The sequence below is a fragment of the Aquabacterium sp. A08 genome, from assembly GCF_011742065.1.
The window spans coordinates 20,135-42,027 of record NZ_JAAQQT010000610.1; the positions used below are offsets into that span (position 1 = coordinate 20,135).

18 protein-coding genes and 1 pseudogene are annotated in these 21,893 nt (G+C 63.5%); 13 read left to right on the forward strand and 6 right to left on the reverse strand.

The features are described from left to right. Window positions 1-38: 38 nt before the first annotated feature. The 4 genes from icmF to HA630_RS10080 all read right to left on the reverse strand — a co-directional run bounded on the left by icmF (window position 39) and on the right by HA630_RS10080 (window position 6,557). A complete protein-coding gene (gene icmF / locus HA630_RS10065; RefSeq protein WP_166834445.1) occupies window positions 39-3,332 on the reverse strand; it encodes a fused isobutyryl-CoA mutase/GTPase IcmF in 3,294 nt (1,097 codons plus the stop codon). 148 nt (window positions 3,333-3,480) lie between these two features. Beyond that, a complete protein-coding gene (locus HA630_RS10070) occupies window positions 3,481-4,854 on the reverse strand; it encodes a TRAP transporter large permease subunit (RefSeq protein ID WP_166834446.1) in 1,374 nt (457 codons plus the stop codon). A 48-nt stretch (window positions 4,855-4,902) separates the two neighbouring features. Next, entirely contained in the window at window positions 4,903-5,466 is a 564-nt protein-coding gene (locus HA630_RS10075; RefSeq protein ID WP_166834447.1) for a TRAP transporter small permease subunit, read from the reverse strand. Window positions 5,467-5,501: 35 nt separating this feature from the next. Next, a complete protein-coding gene (locus HA630_RS10080; protein ID WP_166834448.1) occupies window positions 5,502-6,557 on the reverse strand; it encodes a TRAP transporter substrate-binding protein in 1,056 nt (351 codons plus the stop codon). A gap of 303 nt (window positions 6,558-6,860) precedes the next feature. Here HA630_RS10080 and HA630_RS23610 point away from each other — a divergent pair. The 3 genes and pseudogenes from HA630_RS23610 to HA630_RS10090 all read left to right on the forward strand — a co-directional run. Then, a pseudogene (locus tag HA630_RS23610) lies at window positions 6,861-7,553 on the forward strand (MBL fold metallo-hydrolase); the annotation flags it as partial. 21 nt (window positions 7,554-7,574) lie between these two features. Continuing rightward, window positions 7,575-7,982 (forward strand): rhodanese-like domain-containing protein, encoded by a 408-nt coding sequence (locus HA630_RS23615; RefSeq protein WP_243855437.1) that lies wholly within the window; start codon window positions 7,575-7,577, stop codon window positions 7,980-7,982. A gap of 58 nt (window positions 7,983-8,040) precedes the next feature. Continuing rightward, window positions 8,041-8,838 carry a type III pantothenate kinase gene (locus tag HA630_RS10090; RefSeq protein WP_166834450.1) on the forward strand — a complete coding sequence of 266 codons (798 nt, stop codon included), beginning with the start codon at window positions 8,041-8,043 and terminating at the stop codon, window positions 8,836-8,838. On the opposite strand, the gene HA630_RS10095 is transcribed toward HA630_RS10090, so the two are convergent. Further along, entirely contained in the window at window positions 8,790-10,007 is a 1,218-nt protein-coding gene (locus HA630_RS10095; RefSeq protein ID WP_166834451.1) for a M20 aminoacylase family protein, read from the reverse strand. The two genes, HA630_RS10090 and HA630_RS10095, sit on opposite strands and share 49 nt — an antisense overlap. 85 nt (window positions 10,008-10,092) lie before the next feature. Here HA630_RS10095 and HA630_RS10100 point away from each other — a divergent pair, with 85 nt between their 5' ends. After that, entirely contained in the window at window positions 10,093-12,180 is a 2,088-nt protein-coding gene (locus tag HA630_RS10100; protein ID WP_166834452.1) for a molybdopterin-dependent oxidoreductase, read from the forward strand. A 16-nt stretch (window positions 12,181-12,196) separates the two neighbouring features. On the opposite strand, the gene HA630_RS10105 is transcribed toward HA630_RS10100, so the two are convergent. Continuing rightward, entirely contained in the window at window positions 12,197-12,451 is a 255-nt protein-coding gene (locus HA630_RS10105) for an acyl-CoA-binding protein (RefSeq protein WP_166834453.1), read from the reverse strand. A gap of 134 nt (window positions 12,452-12,585) precedes the next feature. Between HA630_RS10105 and rfbB the strand changes: the two genes are divergently transcribed. The 9 genes from rfbB to HA630_RS10150 all read left to right on the forward strand — a co-directional run bounded on the left by rfbB (window position 12,586) and on the right by HA630_RS10150 (window position 21,836). Beyond that, window positions 12,586-13,665, forward strand: coding sequence for a dTDP-glucose 4,6-dehydratase (gene rfbB, locus HA630_RS10110; protein ID WP_166834454.1), 1,080 nt, complete (start codon window positions 12,586-12,588; stop codon window positions 13,663-13,665). Between the two features lie 5 nt (window positions 13,666-13,670). Then, window positions 13,671-14,618 (forward strand): dTDP-4-dehydrorhamnose reductase, encoded by a 948-nt coding sequence (rfbD, locus tag HA630_RS10115; RefSeq protein ID WP_166834482.1) that lies wholly within the window; start codon window positions 13,671-13,673, stop codon window positions 14,616-14,618. Window positions 14,619-14,643: 25 nt separating this feature from the next. After that, window positions 14,644-15,516: a glucose-1-phosphate thymidylyltransferase RfbA gene (rfbA, locus tag HA630_RS10120; protein ID WP_166834455.1), complete on the forward strand. Its 873-nt coding sequence runs from the start codon at window positions 14,644-14,646 to the stop codon at window positions 15,514-15,516. Window positions 15,517-15,524: 8 nt separating this feature from the next. After that, window positions 15,525-16,085 (forward strand): dTDP-4-dehydrorhamnose 3,5-epimerase, encoded by a 561-nt coding sequence (rfbC, locus tag HA630_RS10125; protein ID WP_166834456.1) that lies wholly within the window; start codon window positions 15,525-15,527, stop codon window positions 16,083-16,085. A 100-nt stretch (window positions 16,086-16,185) separates the two neighbouring features. Further along, a complete protein-coding gene (gene galE, locus HA630_RS10130; RefSeq protein ID WP_166834457.1) occupies window positions 16,186-17,187 on the forward strand; it encodes a UDP-glucose 4-epimerase GalE in 1,002 nt (333 codons plus the stop codon). Further along, a complete protein-coding gene (locus HA630_RS10135) occupies window positions 17,184-18,569 on the forward strand; it encodes a lipid II flippase MurJ (RefSeq protein ID WP_166834458.1) in 1,386 nt (461 codons plus the stop codon). Before galE ends, HA630_RS10135 begins: the two co-directional genes overlap by 4 nt. Then, window positions 18,570-19,538 carry a glycosyltransferase family 2 protein gene (locus HA630_RS10140; protein WP_166834460.1) on the forward strand — a complete coding sequence of 323 codons (969 nt, stop codon included), beginning with the start codon at window positions 18,570-18,572 and terminating at the stop codon, window positions 19,536-19,538. After that, window positions 19,535-20,689, forward strand: a complete 1,155-nt coding sequence (locus HA630_RS10145; RefSeq protein WP_166834462.1) for a glycosyltransferase — start codon at window positions 19,535-19,537, stop codon at window positions 20,687-20,689. The genes HA630_RS10140 and HA630_RS10145 overlap by 4 nt, the downstream gene beginning before the upstream one ends. A gap of 1 nt (window position 20,690) precedes the next feature. After that, window positions 20,691-21,836 (forward strand): glycosyltransferase, encoded by a 1,146-nt coding sequence (locus HA630_RS10150; protein WP_208300053.1) that lies wholly within the window; start codon window positions 20,691-20,693, stop codon window positions 21,834-21,836. Window positions 21,837-21,893 lie beyond the last annotated feature (57 nt).

Here is a 21,893-nt window from a genome sequence, read left to right on the forward strand (position 1 = left end):
GCGCCGGGCCGGCGTGGCGGGCACGCCGGCGACAGGCCTCACATGTTGCGGCGGTACTGGCCGCCCACCTCGAACAGGGTCTGCGTGATCTGCCCCAGCGAGCACACGCGCACCGCGTCCATCAGCACCTCGAACACGTTGCGGTTGTCGATCACCGCCTCCTTCAGACGCTGCAGCATGGCCGGCGCCTGGTCCGCGTGGCGGCGCTGGAAGTCGGCCAAGCGGGTGAGCTGGCTCTGCTTTTCGTCGTCGGTGGAACGCGCCAGCTCCAGACTTTCCAGCACCTCGTCGCCCTTGGGGTTGCGGAAGGTGTTGACGCCGATGATGGGGTATTCGCCCGTGTGCTTGAGCATCTCGTAGTGCATGGATTCGTCCTGAATCCGCCCACGCTGGTAGCCGGTTTCCATGGCACCCAGCACCCCGCCGCGCTCGGCGATGCGCTCGAACTCGCGCAGCACGGCCTCTTCCACCAGCTCGGTCAGCTCGTCGATGACGAAGGCGCCCTGGTTCGGGTTCTCGTTCTTGGCCAGGCCCCATTCGCGGTTGATGATGAGCTGGATCGCCATGGCGCGGCGCACCGACTCCTCGGTGGGCGTGGTGATGGCCTCGTCAAACGCGTTGGTGTGCAGGCTGTTGCAGTTGTCGTACACCGCGATCAGCGCCTGCAGCGTGGTGCGGATGTCGTTGAACTGGATTTCCTGCGCGTGCAGCGAGCGGCCGCTGGTCTGGATGTGGTACTTGAGCTTCTGGCTGCGCTCGTTGGCGCCGTATTTGTCGCGCATCGTCACCGCCCAGATGCGCCGTGCCACGCGCCCCAGCACCGTGTACTCCGGGTCCATGCCGTTGCTGAAGAAGAAGCTCAGGTTGGGCGCGAAGTCGTCGATGTGCATGCCACGCGCCAGGTAGGCTTCCACAAAGGTGAAGCCGTTGGACAGCGTGAACGCCAGCTGCGAAATCGGGTTGGCCCCGGCCTCGGCGATGTGGTAGCCGGAAATGGACACCGAGTAGAAGTTGCGCACGTCGTGGTGCACGAAGTACTCGGCGATGTCGCCCATCACCTTCAGGCTGAACTCGGTGCTGAAGATGCAGGTGTTCTGGCCCTGGTCTTCCTTCAGGATGTCGGCCTGCACCGTGCCGCGCACGTTCGCCAGGGTCCACTCGCGGATCTTGGCGGCCTCGGTGTCGGTCGGCTCGCGGCCGTTGTCGGCCTTGAACTTGTCCAGGTTCTGGTCGATGGCGGTGTTCATGAACATCGCCAAAATGCTCGGCGCCGGACCGTTGATGGTCATCGACACGCTGGTGGTCGGGTTGCACAGGTCGAAGCCGCTGTACAGCACCTTCATGTCGTCCAGCGTGGCGATGCTCACGCCGGAGTTGCCCACCTTGCCGTAGATGTCCGGGCGCGGGTCCGGGTCGGCGCCGTACAGCGTGACCGAATCGAAAGCGGTGGACAGGCGCTTGGCCGGCATGCCTTCGCTCACCATCTTGAAGCGGCGGTTGGTGCGGAAGGCGTCGCCTTCGCCGGCGAACATGCGGGTCGGGTCTTCGCCCTCGCGCTTGAAGGCGAACACACCCGCGGTGTAGGGGAAGCTGCCGGGCACGTTGTCCAGCATCAGCCATTTGAGGATTTCGCCGTGGTCCTCGTACTGGGGCAGCACCACCTTGCGGATGGTGGTGCCCGACAGGCTTTTCGTGGTGAGCGCGGTGCGGATTTCCTTGTCGCGGATCTTCACGACGTACTCGTCGCCGCCGTAGGCCTGCTGCATGTCGGGCCACTGCTGCAACAGCTTGCGGGCGGCCGGGTCCTGGTCGAACTCGCGTTGCTGCGCCAGGTCCACCACGGCTTCGGCGGCTTTGGGCCGGTGGGCTTTGCCCACCTTGAGCATGTCGGCGGTGGCGTAGAGCTGCTGGATTTCGCGCGCCAGCCGGGCCTGCTGCAGCGCTTTCTTCTTGTAGCCGCGCACGGTGTCGGCGATTTCGGCCAGGTAGCGGGTGCGCGCGGGCGGCACGATCGGGGTCTGGTTGCTGCTGTGGCGCACGCTCACGAGGGGCAGTCGGCCCTCGGTCAGCGACAGGCCCAGGTCGCCCAGGCGCACCTTCAGGGCCTGGTACAGGGCGGTCACGCCGTCGTCGTTGAAACGCGCGGCCATGGTGCCGAACACCGGCATCTGCTCGGTCGGCGTGCCCCAGGCTTCCTTGTTGCGCTGCACCTGCTTGGCCACGTCGCGCAGCGCGTCGCTGGCGCCCTTGCGGTCGAACTTGTTGATGGCCACGAACTCGGCAAAGTCCAGCATGTCGATTTTTTCGAGCTGGCTGGCCGCGCCGAATTCGGGCGTCATCACGTACATCGGCACGTCCACGTGCGGCACGATGGCGGCGTCGCCCTGGCCGATGCCGGAGGTTTCGACGATCACCAGGTCAAACCCGGCCACCTTGCAGGCCGCCACCACGTCGGGCAGCGCGGCCGAAATTTCGCTGCCAAAGTCGCGCGTGGCCAGGCTGCGCATGTACACCCGCGCGCCCTGCTGCCAGGGGCCGATGGCGTTCATGCGGATGCGGTCGCCCAGCAGCGCGCCGCCGCTCTTGCGCCGCGAGGGGTCGATGCTGATGACCGCGAGGCGCAGGCGGTCGTCCTGGTCCAGCCGGAAGCGGCGGATCAGCTCGTCGGTGAGCGACGATTTGCCCGCACCGCCGGTGCCTGTGATGCCGAGCACAGGCACCTTCAGGCCCTGGGCACGGGTGCGCAGCTGGTCCACCAGGCCGGCGTCGGCCGAGCCGTTTTCCAGCACGGTGATGAGCTGGGCCAGGGCGCGCCAGGCGGTTTCGGTCTGCCCTTGGATGGCGTCGATGGACGTCGGCGCGTAACCCGAAATGTCCTGGTCGCAGCGCATCACCATCTCGCCGATCATGCCGGCCAGGCCCATGCGCTGGCCGTCTTCGGGGCTGTAGATGCGGCCCACGCCGTAGTCGTGCAATTCGCGGATTTCGCTGGGCACGATCACCCCGCCACCGCCGCCGAACACCTGGATGTGCGCGCCGCCCCGTGCCTTGAGCAGGTCCACCATGTATTTGAAGTACTCCACGTGCCCGCCCTGGTAGGAGCTGATGGCGATGCCCTGCGCGTCTTCCTGCAGCGCCGCCGTCACCACCTCGTCCACCGAGCGGTTGTGGCCCAGGTGGATCACCTCGGCCCCCATGCCCTGCAGGATGCGGCGCATGATGTTGATGGCCGCGTCGTGCCCGTCGAACAGGCTGGCGGCGGTCACGAAACGGACCTTGTGGGTGGGGCGGTACTCGGCCAGGGCTTTGAATTCGGCGGACAGGTCGGTCATGTCGCGGGTCTCCGGGGGCTGTTGTGGCAGGGCGTCAGCCGCCATTCTGGAATGGGTGGCCAACTTTACGTTTACGTAAACGTCAATCTTAATCGCTTTCCCATGAAAAAGGGGCGCCGCGGCGCCCCTGGGTTTGCCCGCAGTGGCCTCAGCCGCCGGGGGTGCCGTACATTTTTTGTGGCAGCCAGGTGATGATGTCCGGGAACACGAAGCACAGCGCCACCATCAGCAGTTGCAGCAGCACGAACGGGATGACGCCGATGTAAATGTCCTTGATCGTCACGCCCTTGGGCACCGCCCCTTTGAGGTAGAACAGCGAGAAGCCCACCGGCGGCGTCAGGAAGGAGGTCTGCAGCACCAGCGCGATCAGGATCAGGAACCAGGTCATGTCCAGCCCGGTCGCCTTGATGACCGGCGCCAGCAGCGGCAGCACGATGAGCACGATCTCGAACCAGTCGAGAAAGAAGCCGGCGATGAACACCACCAGCAGCACCACCAGCACCAGACCCGTGGGCGACAGGCCCAGGTTCTTGAAAAACTCGCTGATCAGCTCGTCCCCACCGATCAGCCGCAGCACGTAGGCGAACACCGTGGCGCCGATGAAGATGGCGAAGATGAAGCAGGTGGTCAGCGTGGTCTCGATGCCCACCTGACGGATCACGCTCCAGCTCAGTCGCTTGTTGGCCGCGGCCAGCAAAATGGCGCCAAAAGCGCCCAGGCCCGAGGCCTCGGTGGGCGTGGCAATGCCGAAGAAGATGGAGCCCAGCACCAACAGGATCAGGCTCATGGTGGGTAGGGTGGACAGGAAGGCCACGCTCAGCTGCTTGAGCGTGAGCTTCTCGGCGTCGGCCGCGCGCGCCGGCACCAGGTCGGGCCGCACCAGGCCCACCACCAGCAGGAACACCATGTACAGCAGGCCCAGCGCCACGCCCGGAACCAGCGCGCCCATGAACAGGTCGCCCACCGAGGTGGCCACCTGGTCGGCCATCAGCACCAGCATGATGGACGGCGGGATGAGAATGCCCAGCGTGCCCGACGCCGCCACCACCCCCGAAGCCAAGCGCTTGGAATAGTTGTTCTGCAGCATCACCGGCATGGACAGCACCGCCAGCAGCACCACCGACGCGCCCACGATGCCGGTGGACGCCGCCAGCAAGATGCCGATGACGATCACCGTCAGACCCAGCCCACCCTTGATGCCGCCGAACACCTTGACGAAGTTCTTCATCATGATGTCGGCCACACCGGAGCGGTCCAGCATCAGACCCATGTAGACGAACATGGGCAGCGACACCAGCACCCAGTTGGACATGATGGCGTCAAAGCGGTCGACCACCCCGGAGAACTTCATCCAGTTGGTCATCAGGAAGGTGTCCAGCCCGGCGTACTGGCCCAGGTAGATGCCAACGGCGGCGAACAGCAGTGAAATGCCGCCCAGCAGCCACGCCACCGGGTAGCCGGTGAACAACGCACCGATGAAGATCACCATCAGGGCGATGGACAGGTATTCGTAAAAAGGCATGGTGCCCGGCTCCTGTGTTGTGGTTTTGTGTGGGAGTGGGGGCGTGACTCAGCGGCCGCCAAACAGCGCGGCCCAGACCCGGGACAGCCGTCCCAGGCCCACCAGCGCCAGCAGCACGAACGCACTGACGATGAAGGATTTGATGAACCAGCGGTAGGGCAGGCCGCCCGGCGCGGCCGAGACCTCGCTCAGGTTCCACGACGTGGCCGTGAACGGCAGCCCGTACCAGATGACGATGAGGGTGAAGGGCAGGAACAGCAGCAGCGTGCCCAGCAGCTCGATCCAGAGCCGGGTGCGCGGGCGGAAGTTTTCGGCCAGCACGTCGATGCGCACGTTGCGTTCGCGCATTTCGGTGAAGGACAGGCCCAGCATGAAGCCGATGGCGTAGAGGTGCCACTGCAGCTCCTCCATCATGATGGAGCCCTTGCCGAAGGCGTAGCGCGCCACCACCTGCACCACGATGACCAGCACCAGCACGGTCCACAGCGCCGAGGCGAATTCGCCCACCCCGGTGATCAGCCGGTCGATGCCCCGGGACAGGGCGGTGGTGGGCAAGGCGATGCCCGAGGCCCCCGCGTTGGACGGGGCATCGGGACTCACGGCGGTGGACATGCTGGTGCTCTCCTCAAGGTCAGGGGGTGGGTGGATCAGTTCTTGTAGTCACGCGGCAGGTAGCCCAGGTCGTGCCACTTGCGGTTCTTGTTCATGAAGGCCGACATGCTGTCGTAGGTCTTCTTGAACATCGGGTCCTTGGCGGACTCTTCGGCCAGCACCTCGCGCGACGCCTTGCCAAACGCGTCCAGCATGGTCTTGTTGAACTGGTGCAGCTTCACGCCTTCTTTCTCGAACTTCTCCAGCGCGGCGGCCTGGGTCGCCTCGGCCTTGGCCATGGCAATCGCCACGCCGGCGGTGCAGGTGGTTTCGATCTGGGCCTGGGTCTGCGGCTTGAGCTTGTTCCACACCTGCAGGTTCACGTACAGGTACTGGTTGGTGGACGGCTGGTGCCAGCCGGGCATGTAGTAGTGCTTGGCTACTTTGGCAAAGCCCAGCTGGTCGTCCACCGACGGCAGCGAGAACTCGGTCCCGTCCAGCACGCCTTTTTCCAACGCCTGGTACAGCTCGCCGCCCGGCAGCATGGTCACCGAGGCGCCCAGCTTCTGGTAGATCTTGCCGCCCAGTGCGGCGGCGCGGAACTTCAGGCCCTGCAGGTCGGCCGGGGTCTTGATTTCCTTGCGGAACCAGCCGGCGCCTTCGGGGCTGATGGAGCCGCACAAGATGGGGTACACGTTGTGCGGGCGGAAGGCCTCTTTCAGCAGCGCGTCGCCGCCGCCGTAGTACATCCAGGCGGCGAACTGCGGCGTTTCCATGCCAAAGGGCAGGGCGCCGTAAATGGCCGACACCGGCACCTTGCCCAGCTCGTAACCCATGAAGCTGTAGCCCGCCTCCACCTTGCCGGTGGAGACCGCGTCAAACACCCCCAGCGCCGGCACCAGCTTGCCCGGCTCGAACACCTGCAGGTTGACGGTGCCGCCCGAGACTTTCTTCAACTGCTCGGACACCCAGGGCATGGTGTCGCCCAGGGCGGTCAGGTTGGAGCCAAAGGACATGGGAATGCCCCAGCGGACGGTTTCCTGGGCCCAGGTGCTCGGTGCGGCGGCAACCAGGGCCGCGCACAGCGGAATGGCTTTCAGCAAGGTTTTCATGGTTTGTCTCCAGTAGGTTTGTGTGCCCAACAAGGCGCCAGCCATTGTGGAGAGCGCTGGCCCGCCGCAGGGACCGGGTTTTCCCGGCCAGTTTTTGGGTTAATTTTCTAAGTCTTTGATTTTTTTTGTGTTTTTTCGGCTTTCACGCGGCTTGAAATTTCTTCAAGCGGGCCGTTGAAAGAAAACGGACCCTGCTGTCGCCTGTGTGCTGGACAGGGGGTGCTGTGGTTGTAGCTTGTGCCGTGACCGGTACATGTCTTTATGATGCGCAAGACCCGCTTTCTCTACCCCAAAGGCCCGCCGATGCGTCCCCTCCAGTTGTTCGACCCCGACTCCAGCACCTACACCTACGTCCTGTTCGATGTGGCCACGCGCGAGGCCCTCATCATCGACCCGGTGGACCTGCAACTGGAACGCGACCTGGCGGTGCTGCGCGATTACGGCTTGCGCCTGGTCTGGACGGTGGAAACCCACGCCCACGCCGACCACATCACCAGCGCCGGCAAGCTGGCCGAGCACGCCGGCGCCAAAACCGCCGCGCCGGCCGGCTGCGGCATCACCACCGCGCTGCGCCAGCTGCACGACGGCGACACCCTGGCCTTTGGCGGCCACACCCTGCGCGTGCTGGCCACGCCCGGCCACACCGCCGGCAGCGTCTCCTACCTGTGGGAGGCCGCGGGCGAGCGCCACGTGTTCACCGGCGACACCTTGTTGATCAACGGCTGCGGCCGCACCGATTTCCAGTCCGGCAGCGCCGAGGCGCTGTACCACAGCCTGACCGAGGTGCTGTTCCGCCTGCCCGACGACACCACCGTCTGGCCCGGCCACGACTACCAGGGCCGCACCCACAGCAGCATTGGCCAGGAAAAGGCCGGCAACGCCCGGGTGGCGGGCAAAACGCGCGACGAATTCGTGGCCTTGATGAGCGGTCTTAACCTGCCACGGCCCAAGCGCATCGACGAGGCCGTGCCCGCCAACCTGACCTCGGGCCAGCGCCACGACGCCGACGGCGCGCTGCTGCAGGTGCCCCGGCCGGCCGCCGGTTACGCCGGCGACGTGTCGCCGCTGTTGGCCTGGCAGTGGGTGCAGGCCGGCGAGGCGGTGCTGGTGGACGTGCGCACCGACGCCGAGCGCGAGTGGGTGGGCTACGTGCCCGACGCGGTGCCGTTGGCCTGGAAGCAGTGGCCCGGCATGGCCATGAACCCGGGCTTTGACGCCGGGGTGCAGGCCGCCGCCGGTGGGCGCAAGCTGGTGCTGCTGTGCCGCAGCGGGGTGCGCTCCATCGCCGCGGCCAAGCGCGCCACCGAACTCGGGCTGGAGGCGTACAACATCCTGGAGGGCTTCGAGGGCGACCCCGACGGGCAGGCCCACCGCGGCCAGCGCGGCGGCTGGCGCTTCCATGGCCTGCCGTGGCGCCAGAACTGAGCGTCTGCTCAAACCGCCACCGGGTTTCTACCCACGCCGCGCCGGCTATCATCTGCCCATGACTTTGCTGGCACTGGATGTGGGTAACACGCGCCTGAAATGGGCCTTGTACGAGGCCCCTGGCGTGGGCGCGCGCATGCTGGCGCACGGCGTGCAGTTTCTGGAAAACATCGAGGCCCTGGCCGAAGGCGACTGGGCCACGCTGCGCGCGCCCACCCATGTGCTGGGCTGTGTGGTGGCCGGCGACGCGGTCAAGCGCCGGGTGCAGGAGCAGCTGGAGCTGTGGGACGTGGCCCCGCAATGGGTGGTGTCCAGCGCCGCCGAGGCCGGCCTGACCAATGGCTACGACCACCCGGCGCGGCTGGGCTCCGACCGCTGGGTCGCCATGATCGGCGCGCGCCAGCGCCTGCTGGCGCGGGGCCAGCGGGTGCCCTGCGTGCTGGTCATGGTGGGCACGGCGGTCACGGTCGAGGCCATCGACGCCGACGGCAAGTTCCTGGGCGGCATCATCTTGCCGGGGCACGGCATCATGCTGCGGGCGCTGGAGTCCGGCACCGCCGGGCTGCACGTGCCCACCGGCGAGGTGCGCAACTTTCCCACCAACACCAGCGACGCGCTCACCAGCGGCGGCACCTTTGCCATTGCCGGGGCGGTGCAGCGCATGGTGGACAACCTGCGCCAGCACACCGGCGTGGACCCGGTGTGCGTCATGACCGGCGGCGCCGGCTGGAAAATGGCCCCGAGCATGACGGTGCCGTTCGAGCTGGTGGAACCCTTGATCTTCGATGGCCTGCTGGCCATCGCCCATCACCGTTTTGCCGACGCCAGCCAGCGCGTGGCCAGCTCCACCCAGTAAGTGCCGCCCAGGGGGATCAGGTCGTCGTTGAAGTCGTAGCGCGGGTTGTGCAGGGTGCAGGGCCCGGCGTCGTGGCCGCCGCCTTCGTAGCCGGCGCGGTGCGCACCGTCGCCGTTGCCAATGAACAGGTAGGCCCCAGGCCGGGCCTGCAGCATGTAGGCAAAGTCTTCCGCACCCATGGTGGGCTCCTGCGCCAGCACCATCGCGTCGCCCACCACGTCGCACATCACCCGGCGGGCGAATTCGGCCTCGGCCGGGCTGTTCACCGTGGGTGGGTAGTTGCGCTCGAACTCGAAGTCGCAACTGGCACCGAAAGCCGCACAGGTGTGCTGGGCGATCTCGCGCATGCGCCGCTCGATCAAGTCCAGCACGTCCAGCGTGAAGGTGCGCACCGTGCCCTGGATCTCGCAGTGGTCGGGTACCACGTTGGTGGCTTCGCCGGTGTGGATCATGGTCACGCTGATCACGCCCGCGTCCACCGGCTTCTTGTTGCGGGTGATGACGGTCTGGAAGGCCTGCACCATCTGGCAGGCGATGGGCACCGGGTCGATGCCGTTGTGCGGCAGGGCGGCGTGGCTGCCCTTGCCGCGGATGACGATCTTGAACTCGTTGCTGGAGGCCATCACCGGCCCGGGGCTGACGGCGAAGCTGCCGGCCGGGTAGCCGGGCCAGTTGTGCATGCCGAACACCGCTTCCACGGGGAAGCGTTCGAACAGGCCGTCCTTGATCATCTCGCGAGCGCCGCCGCCGCCTTCTTCGGCCGGCTGGAAGATCAGCACCACGGTGCCGTCGAAGTCGCGGTGCTGGGCCAGGTGCTGGGCCGCGGCCAGCAGCATGGCGGTGTGGCCGTCGTGGCCGCAGGCGTGCATGCGCCCGGCGTGGCGGCTGGCGTGGGCGAAGGTGTTGAGCTCGGTCATGGGCAGGGCGTCCATGTCGGCGCGCAGGCCCACGGCGCGGCCGCAGGCACCGCCGTCGCGGCCGTGCACCACGCCCACCACGCCGGTGCGGCCCAGGCCCCGGTGCACCTCGATGCCCCATTCCGCCAGCTTGCCGGCCACCAGGTCGGCGGTGCGCACTTCCTGAAAGCACAGCTCGGGGTGGGCGTGCAGGTCGCGGCGCAGCTGCGTCAGCTCGGCGGCGTGCGCCAGGATGGAGTCGTTCAGGGTCATGGCCGGTCTCTCTCGCGTGGAACGGCCATGTTAACGAAAACCCGCCGCTTTGTTCGCGTGGGCGCGCGTGTCGCACAATGGCCGCATGGATTTCACCGCCACCCCCGCCGCCCCTGAAACCGGTGTCCGCACCGTCGTCGGTGCCTGCCCGCACGACTGCCCCGACACCTGTTCCTTCGTCACCACCGTGCAGAACGGTGTGGCCGTCAAGGTGCAGGGCAACCCGCATCACCCGCAAACCGGTGGCGTGCTCTGCGCCAAGGTGTCGCGCTACCACGAGCGCACCCACCACCCCGAACGGCTGCTGACGCCGCTCAAGCGGGTGGGGCCCAAGGGCAGTGGGCAGTTCGAGCCGGTGTCGTGGGACGCAGCGCTGGACGACATCGCCGCCCGCCTGCAGGCCATCGCCGCGCGCGACCCGCGTGCCATCCTGCCCTACAGCTACGCCGGCACCATGGGGCTGGTGCAAGGCGAGAGCATCGCCGCGCGCTTTTTCCACCGCCTGGGTGCCTCGTGGCTGGACCGCACTATCTGTGCCTCGGCCGGCGCGGCCGGGCTGGAGTACACCCTGGGCACCAAACAGGGCATGCGGGTCGAGCATTTCGCCGAATCGCGCCTCATCCTCATCTGGGGCAGCAACTCGGTGGGCAGCAACCTGCATTTCTGGCGCCACGCGCAGGAGGCCAAGCGCCGCGGCGCCCGGCTGGTCTGCATCGACCCGCGCCGCAGCGAAACCGCCGACAAGTGCCACGAACATATCGCCCTGCGGCCGGGCACCGACGCGGCGCTCGCCTACGCGCTCATCCACGCCTGCGTCCAGCACGGCTGGGTGGATCACGCCTACCTGGCGCAGCACACGGTGGGCTGGCCGCAGCTGCGCGAACGGGCGCTGCAGTGGCCCCCGGCGCGCGCCGCCGAGGTCTGTGGCGTGCCGGTGGCGCAGATCGAGGCGCTGGCGCGCGACATCGGCACCTGCTTTGAGCAACGGGCGCCGGTGGCCATCCGGCTGAACTACGGCATGCAGCGGGTGCGCGGCGGCGGCAATGCGGTGCGGGCGGTGGCCTGCCTGCCGGTCGTGCTGGGGGCCTGGCGCCACCGGGCCGGGGGGCTGCTGCTCAGCAGTTCCGGCGCGTTTCCGGTGCAGCGCCAGGTGTTGCAGCGGCCCGATCTGTTCGCCGCCTCGGGTCAAGCGCAGCCCCGCGTGGTCAACATGAGCACCATCGGCGACGACCTGCTGCGGCCCACCTCGGCCGAATGGGGCCCGCGCATCGAGGCGCTGGTGGTGTACAACAGCAACCCGGTGGCGGTGGCGCCAGACTCGTCCCAGGTGGTGCAGGGCTTTGCCCGCGACGACCTGTTCACCGTGGTGCTGGAGCACTTCCAGACCGACACCGCCGACTACGCCGACTACCTGCTGCCCGCCACCACCCAGCTGGAACACTGGGACGTGCACGCCAGCTACGGCCACACCGACGTGCTGCTGAACCGCCCGGCCATCGCTCCGGTGGGGCAGGCACGGCCCAACACGCACATCTTCCGCGAACTGGCGCGCCGCATGGGTTACACCGACCCCTGCTTCCAGGACGACGACGAAACCCTGTGCCGCCAGGCCTTTGGCGATGCGGTGGATTTCGACGCGCTGCTGCGCGACGGCTTCGTCACCCTGCCGCTGCCCGAGGCGCCGTTCGCCCAAGGCGGCTTCCCCACGCCGTCGGGCAAGTGCGAGTTCTTCAGCGAACGCCTGGCCGCGCAGGGGCTGGACGGCCTGCCCGAGGTGCTGCCCAACCACGAGGCTCCGGGCAGCGACCCGCGCCACCCGCTGGCCATGATCTCGCCGCCGGCACGCAACTTTCTCAACTCCACCTTCGTCAACGTGCGCTCGTTGCGCGACGCCGAAGGCCAGCCGCTGCTGGAAATCCACCCGCAAGACGCCGTCCCGCGCGGCATCGCCGACGGCAGCACCGTGCGCGTGTTCAACGACCGCGGCCACTATGTTTGCGCCGCCCGGGTGACCGAGCGCGCCCGCCCCGGCGTGGTCAACGGGCTGGGCATCTGGTGGCGCAAGCTCGGGCTCAATGGCACCAACGTGAACGAACTCACCAGCCAGCGCCTGACCGACCTGGGCCGGGCGCCCACGTTTTACGACTGTTTGGTGGAGGTGGCGCCGGCCTGAGCGACCGGCCGCGGGGTCACTCCAGCGTGTCCATCAGGTCGATGTAGCGCTGCATCGCGTCGTCGGCGCTGGTGCCTTTCAAGGCGGCCCAGGCGTCCCACTTGGCGCGGCCCACCAGGTCGCCGAAGCCGGGCTTGGTGGCGGCGTTGTCGCCCTCGGTGGCCTGCTTGTACAGCGCGTAGAGCTTCAGCAGCGTCTGGTTGTCGGGGCGCTGGGTCAGGTCTTTGGTTGCGGCCACAGAAGCTTCAAAAGCGGCTTTCAGGTCAGACACGGGGGGGTTCCTTCGTCAATGGGTTGCGTCGAGCGTGCATTGTGCAACGCGTCCGCACGGTCGCAGGCTCGGTCAGCCCCGCAGGTGTCGCTGCATCGATAATTGGGTGTTCACTTCAGTAGGAGCACCAGGGCATGATTCTCGTCACCGGCGGCGCCGGCTTCATTGGCAGCAACTTCGTGCTCGACTGGCTGGCCCAGTGCGACGAGCCCGTCGTCAACCTCGACAAGCTGACCTACGCCGGCAACCTGGAAAACCTGGCCAGCCTGCAGGGCGACGCGCGCCACTTCTTCGTCCAAGGCGACCTGGGCGACCGCACCCTGGTGGATGCCCTGCTGGCCCAGCACCGTCCGCGCGCCGTGCTGCACTTCGCCGCCGAAAGCCACGTGGACCGCTCCATCCACGGCCCCGAAGACTTCATCCAGACCAACATCGTCGGCACCTTCCGCCTGCTCGAAGCCGTGCGCGCCTACTGGTCCGCCTTGCCCGAGGCCGAGAAAACCGCCTTCCGTTTCCTGCACGTCAGCACCGACGAGGTCTACGGCACCCTGGCCAAGGACGATCCGCCGTTTGCGGAAACCCACCCCTACGAACCCAACAGCCCCTACAGCGCCAGCAAAGCCGCGTCTGACCACCTGGTGCGTGCCTGGCACCACACCTACGGCCTGCCGGTGCTCACCACCAACTGCAGCAACAACTACGGGCCCTACCACTTCCCCGAAAAGCTCATCCCGCTGATGATCGTCAACGCCCTGGCCGGCAAGCCCCTGCCGGTCTATGGCGACGGCCTGCAGGTGCGCGACTGGCTCTACGTGAAAGACCACTGCAGCGCCATCCGCCGCGTGCTGGAGGCTGGCCAACTGGGCGAAACCTACAACGTCGGCGGCTGGAACGAAAAGCCCAACATCGACATCGTGCACACCGTCTGCGCGCTGCTGGATGAGTTGCGCCCCAAGGCCGACGGCAGCAGCTACCAAGCGCAAATCACCCATGTGCAAGACCGTCCCGGCCACGACCGGCGCTACGCCATCGACGCGCGCAAGATCGAGCGCGAACTGGGCTGGAAGCCGGCCGAAACCTTCGAGACCGGCATCCGCAAGACGGTGCAGTGGTACCTGGATCACCCGGAGTGGGTGCAGCACGTGCAAAGCGGCAGCTACCGGGATTGGGTGAACCAACAGTACGGCGCCGCTGCCGCCGCCCACGCCGCATGAGCCCGCTGCGCATTTTGCTGCTGGGCAAGAACGGCCAGGTCGGCTGGGAACTGCAACGCAGCTTGGCGCCCCTGGGCCACGTCATCGCGCTGGACCGCGACGGCCTGTCGCCCCTGCAAACGGCCCAACTGCCCGCGTGGCAGGGCCTGCCCCCGCTGGACCAGCCCTTGTGCGGCGATCTGTCCGACCTGGCGGGCCTGGCCCGCACGGTGCATGCCGTGCGCCCGCAGGTCATCGTCAACGCGGCCGCCTACACCGCCGTGGACCAGGCCGAGTCCGACGTGGCCCTGGCCCGCCGCATCAACGCCGAAGCCCCGGGCGTGCTGGCCCAGGCCGCGCACGCCGTGGGGGCTTGGCTGGTGCACTACAGCACCGACTATGTCTTCAACGGCAGCGGCCACACCCCCTGGCAAGAGGGCGATGCCACCGGCCCCCTCAACGCCTACGGCCTCACCAAGCTCGAGGGTGAGCAGCGCATCCTGCAGGCCGGACGCCAACACCTCATCTTTCGCACCAGTTGGGTGTATGCGGCGCGTGGCGGCAACTTCGCCAAAACCATGCTGCGCCTGGCGCGCGAGCGCGAACGCCTCACCGTCATCGCCGACCAGTTCGGTGCGCCCACCGGGGCCGAACTCATCGCCGACGTCACCGCCCATGCGGTGCGACACGTCTTGCGCACCGGCGAAGGGCCGGGCATCTATCACTTGGCCGCGGCGGGTGAAACCACCTGGCACGGCTACGCCAACCACGTCATCGCCCAGGCCCGGCGCCTGCGGCCCGAGGCCGACTGGGCGGTCCAGGACGTGGCCCCCGTGCCCACCAGCGCCTTCCCCACGCCCGCGCGGCGCCCGCACAACTCGCGCCTGAACACCACCTTGCTGCAAGCCACCTTCGGTCTGCACCTGCCGCCGTGGCAGCAAGGGGTGGACCGGCTGCTGGCCGAAATTCTGTGAATTTTTGACAGGGAGAAACTCGAACATGACCGCACGCAAAGGCCTCATCCTCGCCGGTGGCTCCGGCACCCGGCTGCACCCGGCCACGCTGGCCATCAGCAAGCAACTGCTGCCGGTGTACGACAAGCCCATGGTCTACTACCCGCTCAGCTCCCTCATGCTGGCGGGCATGCGCGATGTGCTGCTCATCAGCACCCCGCAAGACACCCCGCGCTTCCAGCAACTGCTGGGCGACGGCAGCCAATGGGGCATGAACCTGCAGTACGCCGTGCAGCCCAGCCCCGACGGGCTGGCCCAGGCCTTCATCATTGGCGAGCCTTTCATCGGCAACGCCCCCAGCGCGCTGGTGCTGGGCGACAACATCTACTACGGGCACGACTTCCAGCCCCTGCTCCAGGCGGCCGATGCGCAAACCACCGGCGCCACCGTGTTCGCCTACCACGTGCAAGACCCCGAACGTTACGGCGTGGTGGAGTTCAACGCCCAGGGCCAGGCCATCAGCATCGAAGAAAAGCCCAAACAACCCAAAAGCCACTACGCCGTCACTGGCCTGTATTTTTACGACCCACAGGTGGTGGACATCGCCAAGGCCGTCCAGCCCAGCGCGCGGGGCGAACTGGAAATCACCAGCGTCAACCAAGCCTATTTGCAGCAAGGCCAGTTGAACGTGCAAACCATGGGCCGCGGCTACGCCTGGCTCGACACCGGTACCCACGACAGCCTGCTGGACGCGGGGCAGTTCATCGCCACGCTGGAGCGGCGCCAGGGCCTCAAGATCGCCTGCCCGGAAGAAATTGCCTGGCGCAACGGCTGGATCGGTGCCGAGCAACTGCAACGCCTCGCGCAGCCCCTGGCCAAGAATGGCTATGGGCAGTATCTGCTGGGTTTGCTCAAGTAAAGGTTGCCATGCCCTACACCGTCACCCCCACCGCCATCCCCGAAGTCCTGGTGCTCGAACCCAAAGTGTTCGGCGACGCCCGCGGCTTCTTCTTCGAAAGCTTCAACCAGCGCGACTTCGAGCAAGCCACCGGCCTGCAGGGCGTGCAGTTTGTGCAAGACAACCACAGCAAATCCGCCCGGGGCGTGCTGCGCGGGCTGCACTACCAAATCCAGCACCCCCAGGGCAAGCTGGTGCGGGTGGTGCAGGGCGAGGTGTTCGACGTGGCGGTGGACCTGCGCCAAAGCAGCCCCACCTTCGGCCACTGGGTGGGCGAGGTGCTGAGCGCCAGCAACCACAAGCAGCTGTGGGTGCCGCCGGGCTTTGCCCACGGCTTCTTGACCTTGAGCGAAACCGCCGAATTCCTCTACAAAACCACGGACTACTGGTACCCCGAGCACGAGCGCAGTTTGCTGTGGAACGACGAGGCACTGGGCATCGCCTGGCCATTGCCAGGGCTGCCACTGCTGGCGGCCAAGGATGAACAAGCCACCCCTCTGGCTTTGGCGAATTGTTACAACGCCCAGTGATGGTGCACGTGGTACCCGCCTAGTAGAATCCAACGATTAGTAAAACTCAAGCAGCACATGGGAGTCGCCGCACAGGCACAGTGCTGTCTAGGCTTCACCCATGAATATTCTGCTCACTGGGGGCGCCGGCTACATCGGCAGCCACACCGCCGTCGTGCTAGCCCAAGCCGGGCACCATGTCGTGTTGCTCGACAACCTGTGCAATAGCCAAGCCAGTGTGGTTACCCGCATCGGGCGCATCACTGGTCAAGCGCACCCGCTGGAGGTGTGTGACGTACGCGAAACTGCTCGTGTTCAGCACATCCTTCGCCAGTACAACATTCAGGCAGTAGTTCATTTTGCCGGCCTCAAGGCCGTGGGCGAATCGGTTCAGCAACCGCTGGCGTACTTCAATGCCAACGTGAGCGGTGCCATAAGCCTGTTGGAGGCTATGCAGGCCGAGGGTGTGCGCAAGCTGGTGTTTTCCAGCAGCGCCACTGTGTATGGCCAGCCGCAATACCTGCCACTGGACGAAGATCACCCCACAGGCGCCATCAACCCCTACGGCCGAACCAAGCTGCACATCGAAGAAATGCTGCAGGACCTGGCCGCCAGCGATGCCACCTGGCGCATCGCCATTCTGCGTTACTTCAATCCAGTGGGCGCGCATGAAAGTGGGCTCATTGGTGAAGACCCCAGCGGCACTCCCAACAACCTCATGCCCTACATCGCCCGTGTGGCGGCAGGCAAACTGCCTTATCTGAATGTGTGGGGTGACGACTACGCCACACCTGACGGCACAGGGGTTAGAGACTATATCCATGTCATGGATTTGGCAGAAGGCCATCGAGCTGCGCTGGACTACTTGAACCACAGCACACTGCCCTGTGAGGTGTTCAATCTGGGTACTGGCAAAGGTTATAGCGTGCTGGACATGATCCAAGCATTTGAGCTGGCTACTGGAAAACGCATTCCCTTCCAAGTGGGTCCCCGCCGCTCCGGGGATGTAGCAGCTTGCTATGCAGATAACCAAAAAGCTGCCATGAAACTGGCTTGGCATGCTCAGCACCAACTCGGCCAAATGTGCCAAAGCACCTGGCAATTTGAGAGTGGCTATTTGTGAAGCCTCGTTCTTTGATTGTGCATTGGGGTAACTTGCTGCAATTATTGCGCGGCCGGATTCAAGTCAGCAGTTCTGAAAGTCGGCGTATTTTTAAAGGGATGCTTTCGGTTGCGGCCTTTCTTTTTATTGCAAAATCAATTGCTGCGATAAAAGAGGTGGCGTTGGCCTATAGTTTGGGCACAGCGGAGCAGTTGGATGGGCATTTATTTGTTTTCGGCTTGGCGAGCTGGCCAGTCAGCGTCTTCGCTGCTGCTCTCTGGTTTGGCTTGACACCTGTCCTTGTTAAGCTCCGCTCTAAAGACGCTGTCGCCGCTCGAGAAATAGCCAAAGATTTATCGAGCTTGTCTGCCTGGATGGCAGTTTTAATGTCTTTTGTAACTGCTGCGGTCCTGTCGTGGTTCTTGGAGAGTGGTCTTGCAGGTTTGGGGTCTGCAGCGACCTCGGCAGCAATTCAAAGTGTTGTTTTTGTTTCATTTTTTGTCTTTTTCAGTGGTCTCGCAGCTTTTTACTCAACTTGGTTGATGAGTGCTCAACGCCATGCCAACACCCTGCTGGAAGCATTTCCGGCGGCTTGTATTTCTGTCAGTTTGTTGGTCTGGCCTTGGTTGTTTTCCAGTGACCTGGGCGTTACGCCATTGAATATAGGTTTGGTTTTCGGTGCTGCTATTCAGCTCTATGTCTTGCTTAAACTCACAAAAGCTGATGTCGGTTTATCGATGGCTTGGCCTTCTAGGCATTCAAATGTTTGGCGATTGCTGCGAGGTATTGGTGTAGCGTTGGTGGCTCAGATCATCATGTCTAGCACGGTTTTGGTTGATACCTTGGTGCTGGGGCACATGGGTGGAGGAGCCATTACCAGCTTTTCGTATGCGAGCCGCATCATGGCATTGGCCATAAGCATGACGGCAATGGTGATCGGGCGGGCTGTGCTGCCCGTATTCGCTGCTCAAACAGACAGAGCAACCAGTTGGTCCCTAGCCAAGTCGTGGGGCAGGCGCATGTTCGCTTTGGGTTGCGCGGGTGCATTGTTCATTGCATTGTTCGCAGAGGCTGCTGTAACGCTGTTGTTTGAGCGTGGGGCCTTCACCCCGTCTGACACGGTGCGTGTGGCCGAGTTGCTCACTTGGCTCGGCTTTCAACTGCCTTTTTATATGGCCAGTACGGTCTGGTTCAACTGGCTGGTGTCAGATGGTGCGCAGAAAGCCTACTTGGCCATGGCTTTGGTTGGTTTATTGGTCAAGCTGGTTGCAGTGGGGTTTTTGTATCCTCTGGGTGCAGCAGGCTTGGCTGTCTCGACGGTTTTGGTTTGTTTGGTGCATTGGTTGGTGGTTTTTTGCTTCGTGTTGCGCCATGCAAGAGAAAACCGTAGTCTGGAATTCTGAATGCCTGCGCTCTCTGTTGTAATCCCTTGCTACAATGCGGAAAAAACCCTGCATAACACTTTGCAGTCTGTTCTTTTGCAGGACTACCAAGATTTTGAAGTGATCTGTGTAGATGACGGATCTTCTGACAACACCTTGGATGTGGCTCACAACGCCGCGCGTCTTGATGGGCGTATCAAGGTGCTCACACAGGAGAATCAAGGAGCATTGGCTGCCCGATTGACTGGTGTTCGTATTGCAACGGCTGATCTTTTGACGTTTGTGGATGCCGATGATGAGTTGGAGCAAAACCATTTTTCAACCATGATCAATGCGTTTTCATCGGAGGCTGTCATGGTTGTGTCTGGGTATGCGCAATTCGATGGTGATGGCAATTTGATTTCGCAGATTTGCTTCGCGTCAAAAGTTCTAGGTTCTGGAGAGGCTTTGTCCCTGTTGGTTGGTGGGTGGCGCGGTGGAATGTATCCTTTGTGGAACAAAATTTACAGACGGAAATTGGTTCTTGAAATTGATTTATCTGGTTCTCCTGAATTCTTAGCAGAAGACCAGTTCTTTAATGGGAGATATCTGCTTCATAGCCAAGGTGCCAAGGTTGTTTTTGTGGATAATTTGGGATATCGGTATATCGAGCGGGAGAATTCCCTGATTACTGGATATAAGCACCAGCAAATTTCTGATTTCTTCATTTGGCTGCGCGAGCGCGAAGTTTGGGCCTCCATTTCATCTGATTTGGGTGCTGAGTCTAGAGATTATCGCATTGTGAATCTGGATGAGGCTCTCAATTTTTACGGAAAAATTTGGCGATCCGCCGAATGCAAAGGGTTGCGTGCTTTTGAATCGAGCCTTTGGTCTCATAGGCACTTGGTCTCATGGTCTGCTGCGTTTAGAAGCCCCTACCGCTTTGCGCGTTTGATCAGTTTTGGCTTACGCTGGGTGCGGTCGAGGTGGATATGCAGAAATCGAACATGACAGAGACCCTGACAGCGTCGAGCCAAACCCTGCCCGTTCTGGCGTTGTTTTTGCCTTCTCTGGGGGGCGGCGGCGCCGAACGGGTCATGGTCACGCTGGCCAATGGTTATGCGGAACGTGGGCAAGTGGTGCATCTGGTACTGGGTGAGGCCGTAGGTGTGTATCTGGCCGATCTGCACCCTGCGGTGCATGTTGTGGACCTGAAGGTTCCCCGCGTACTGCGCGCCTTGCTGCCTTTGGCGCGTTACCTCAAGCGCGAGCGCCCAGCGGCGTTGCTGTCGGCCATGAACCACGCCAACGTCGTCGCGTTGGTGGCCGCGCGGATGGCAGGCGCGCGCACGCGTGTGGTCGTTGCTGAACATAACACGATTTCGGTGGAGTCCGAACGCGTTCGGGGGGTTGGGGCCAAGGCGGTGTACGCACTGGTCAAACGCCTTTACTCCCAAGCGGCCGCTGTGGTGGCGGTGTCGCGCAACGCCGCCGAAGACTTGACGCGTTTCGCGCGCTTGTCCGCTGGGCGTGTCACTACCATTTACAACCCATTCGACTTGGCCCAGATTGCCAAGTTGGCCATTCAACCTGTTGACCATCCGTGGTTTGCCCAAGGGCAGCCGCCGGTTGTGCTGGCCATAGGCCGGCTGACCGATGCCAAAGATTTTCCCACACTGCTCAAATCCTTTGCGCTGCTCCGTGCGCGCCGACCTGCTAGGCTACTCATATTGGGCGAGGGCAATGCCCGTGCAGAATTAGAGACCTTGGCACTTGAGCTGGGCCTGACAGCCGATACCTTTCAAATGCCTGGTTTCGTGACTAACCCCTACAGCTACTTGGCACGGTGCGGGATGTTTGTGCTGTCTTCCCGGTGGGAAGGATTTGGAAATGTGTTAGTTGAAGCCATGGCCTGCGGAGCGCCCATCGTCAGCACGGATTGCCCGAGCGGACCCCGCGAAATCTTGGAAGGTGGGCGGTGGGGGCGTTTGACAGCGGTTGAGAACCCGTCAGAACTTGCCGAGGCCATGGACGATGTGCTCAATATGCCCAGGGAAAACCTCCCCAATGTGCGTCTGCGTGCAGCCGATTTTGACATGCGGCATGCCCTAAAAGCGTACTGGGCGGTGTTGATGCCCAGTCAATCCAATCCGTTTCAATGAAATGAACCAGATTCAGCCGCCTTTGCGGGTGTTGCATGTCATCACAGGCCTTGAAGACGGCGGCGCCGAAGCCGTCCTTTTCCGTTTGATCTCGGCGGATCAAAAATGTGTTCATGCGGTCGTTTCTCTGATGGGTGTCGGCAAATATGGCCCACTGCTGCGCGAAACGGGTGTGGAGGTGCTTGCGCTTGACATGCCCAGGGGCCGACTCAGCCTGCGTGGCGTGTGGAACTTGTTTCGTTGCATGCGCCGCTGGCGGCCTGATGTGGTTCAGACCTGGATGTACCATGCCGACTTTTTAGGGGGCGTGCTCGCTAGAGTTATTGGTATTCCAGTGGTCTGGGGCTTGCACAATACCATTCTCGACCCCAATCGCTCATCCAGAGTCACAATTTGGGTGGCCAAAGCATGTGCCAAATTGTCTGGCCTCGTACCCAAGCGGATTGTGGCATGTGCGCACAGTGCGGCAAAGGTGCACCAAGGGTTAGGTTACGATAGCAAACGCATGGTCGTAATTCCAAATGGTTATGACTTATCGAGATTCAAGCCTGATGCCGAGGCTCGGGCTCGCCTGCGTCGAGAATGGAATGTGCCCGATACAACGCCTTTGATTGGCATGGTGGCTCGTTTTGATCCGTACAAGGACCATGCCAATCTGATTGCTGCCTTGGGCATTCTCAGTCAAGAACACCAGCGATTTCGTGTGGTGCTGGTAGGTACGGGAATGGATGAGGCGAACTTGGAACTCACAAAGCTGATTGATAAGGCGGGTATTAAGAGCCGTGTCATGTTGCTGGGCCAGCGGCCGGATATTCCTGACGTGATGAATGCGCTGGACCTGCACGTGCTTTCCTCCTCCGCAGAGGCATTCCCGAATGCAGTTGCGGAGGCTATGGCATGCGGTACGCCCTGTGTTTGCACAGATGTGGGTGATGCACGTTGGATTCTAGGAACAACAGGTTGGATGGTTCAAGCAGGAAGGCCTGGTGACCTTGCACAGGCATGTGCTAAAGCCCTGTGTGCGCTGTCAGATGTGAATGGTAGCTTGCTCATCAGCAAGCAGGTGCGCAACCATATTGAAAGTAATTTCACAATTGATGTGATGCTTGGATCATATTGTTCTGTATGGGTAGATGTTGCTGTTTGATGTGATTTTATTTTGATTGATAGGGTATTTCTTGAAGCCGCTAAATATAACGATTAT

Excerpts from the sequence above, each read along its gene's own strand:
- icmF (WP_166834445.1), bottom strand. The coding sequence starts at position 3,332 with ATGACCGACCTGTCCGCCGAATTCAAAGCCCTGGCCGAGTACCGCCCC.
- HA630_RS10075 (WP_166834447.1), bottom strand. The coding sequence starts at position 5,466 with ATGTCCACCGCCGTGAGTCCCGATGCCCCGTCCAACGCGGGGGCCTCG.
- HA630_RS10095 (WP_166834451.1), bottom strand. The coding sequence starts at position 10,007 with ATGACCCTGAACGACTCCATCCTGGCGCACGCCGCCGAGCTGACGCAG.
- HA630_RS10140 (WP_166834460.1), top strand. The coding sequence starts at position 18,570 with ATGCCTGCGCTCTCTGTTGTAATCCCTTGCTACAATGCGGAAAAAACC.
- rfbB (WP_166834454.1), top strand. The coding sequence starts at position 12,586 with ATGATTCTCGTCACCGGCGGCGCCGGCTTCATTGGCAGCAACTTCGTG.
- HA630_RS10080 (WP_166834448.1), bottom strand. The coding sequence starts at position 6,557 with ATGAAAACCTTGCTGAAAGCCATTCCGCTGTGCGCGGCCCTGGTTGCC.
- HA630_RS10150 (WP_208300053.1), top strand. The coding sequence starts at position 20,691 with ATGAACCAGATTCAGCCGCCTTTGCGGGTGTTGCATGTCATCACAGGC.
- rfbA (WP_166834455.1), top strand. The coding sequence starts at position 14,644 with ATGACCGCACGCAAAGGCCTCATCCTCGCCGGTGGCTCCGGCACCCGG.
- rfbC (WP_166834456.1), top strand. The coding sequence starts at position 15,525 with ATGCCCTACACCGTCACCCCCACCGCCATCCCCGAAGTCCTGGTGCTC.
- HA630_RS10090 (WP_166834450.1), top strand. The coding sequence starts at position 8,041 with ATGACTTTGCTGGCACTGGATGTGGGTAACACGCGCCTGAAATGGGCC.
- galE (WP_166834457.1), top strand. The coding sequence starts at position 16,186 with ATGAATATTCTGCTCACTGGGGGCGCCGGCTACATCGGCAGCCACACC.
- HA630_RS10070 (WP_166834446.1), bottom strand. The coding sequence starts at position 4,854 with ATGCCTTTTTACGAATACCTGTCCATCGCCCTGATGGTGATCTTCATC.
- HA630_RS10145 (WP_166834462.1), top strand. The coding sequence starts at position 19,535 with ATGACAGAGACCCTGACAGCGTCGAGCCAAACCCTGCCCGTTCTGGCG.
- HA630_RS10100 (WP_166834452.1), top strand. The coding sequence starts at position 10,093 with ATGGATTTCACCGCCACCCCCGCCGCCCCTGAAACCGGTGTCCGCACC.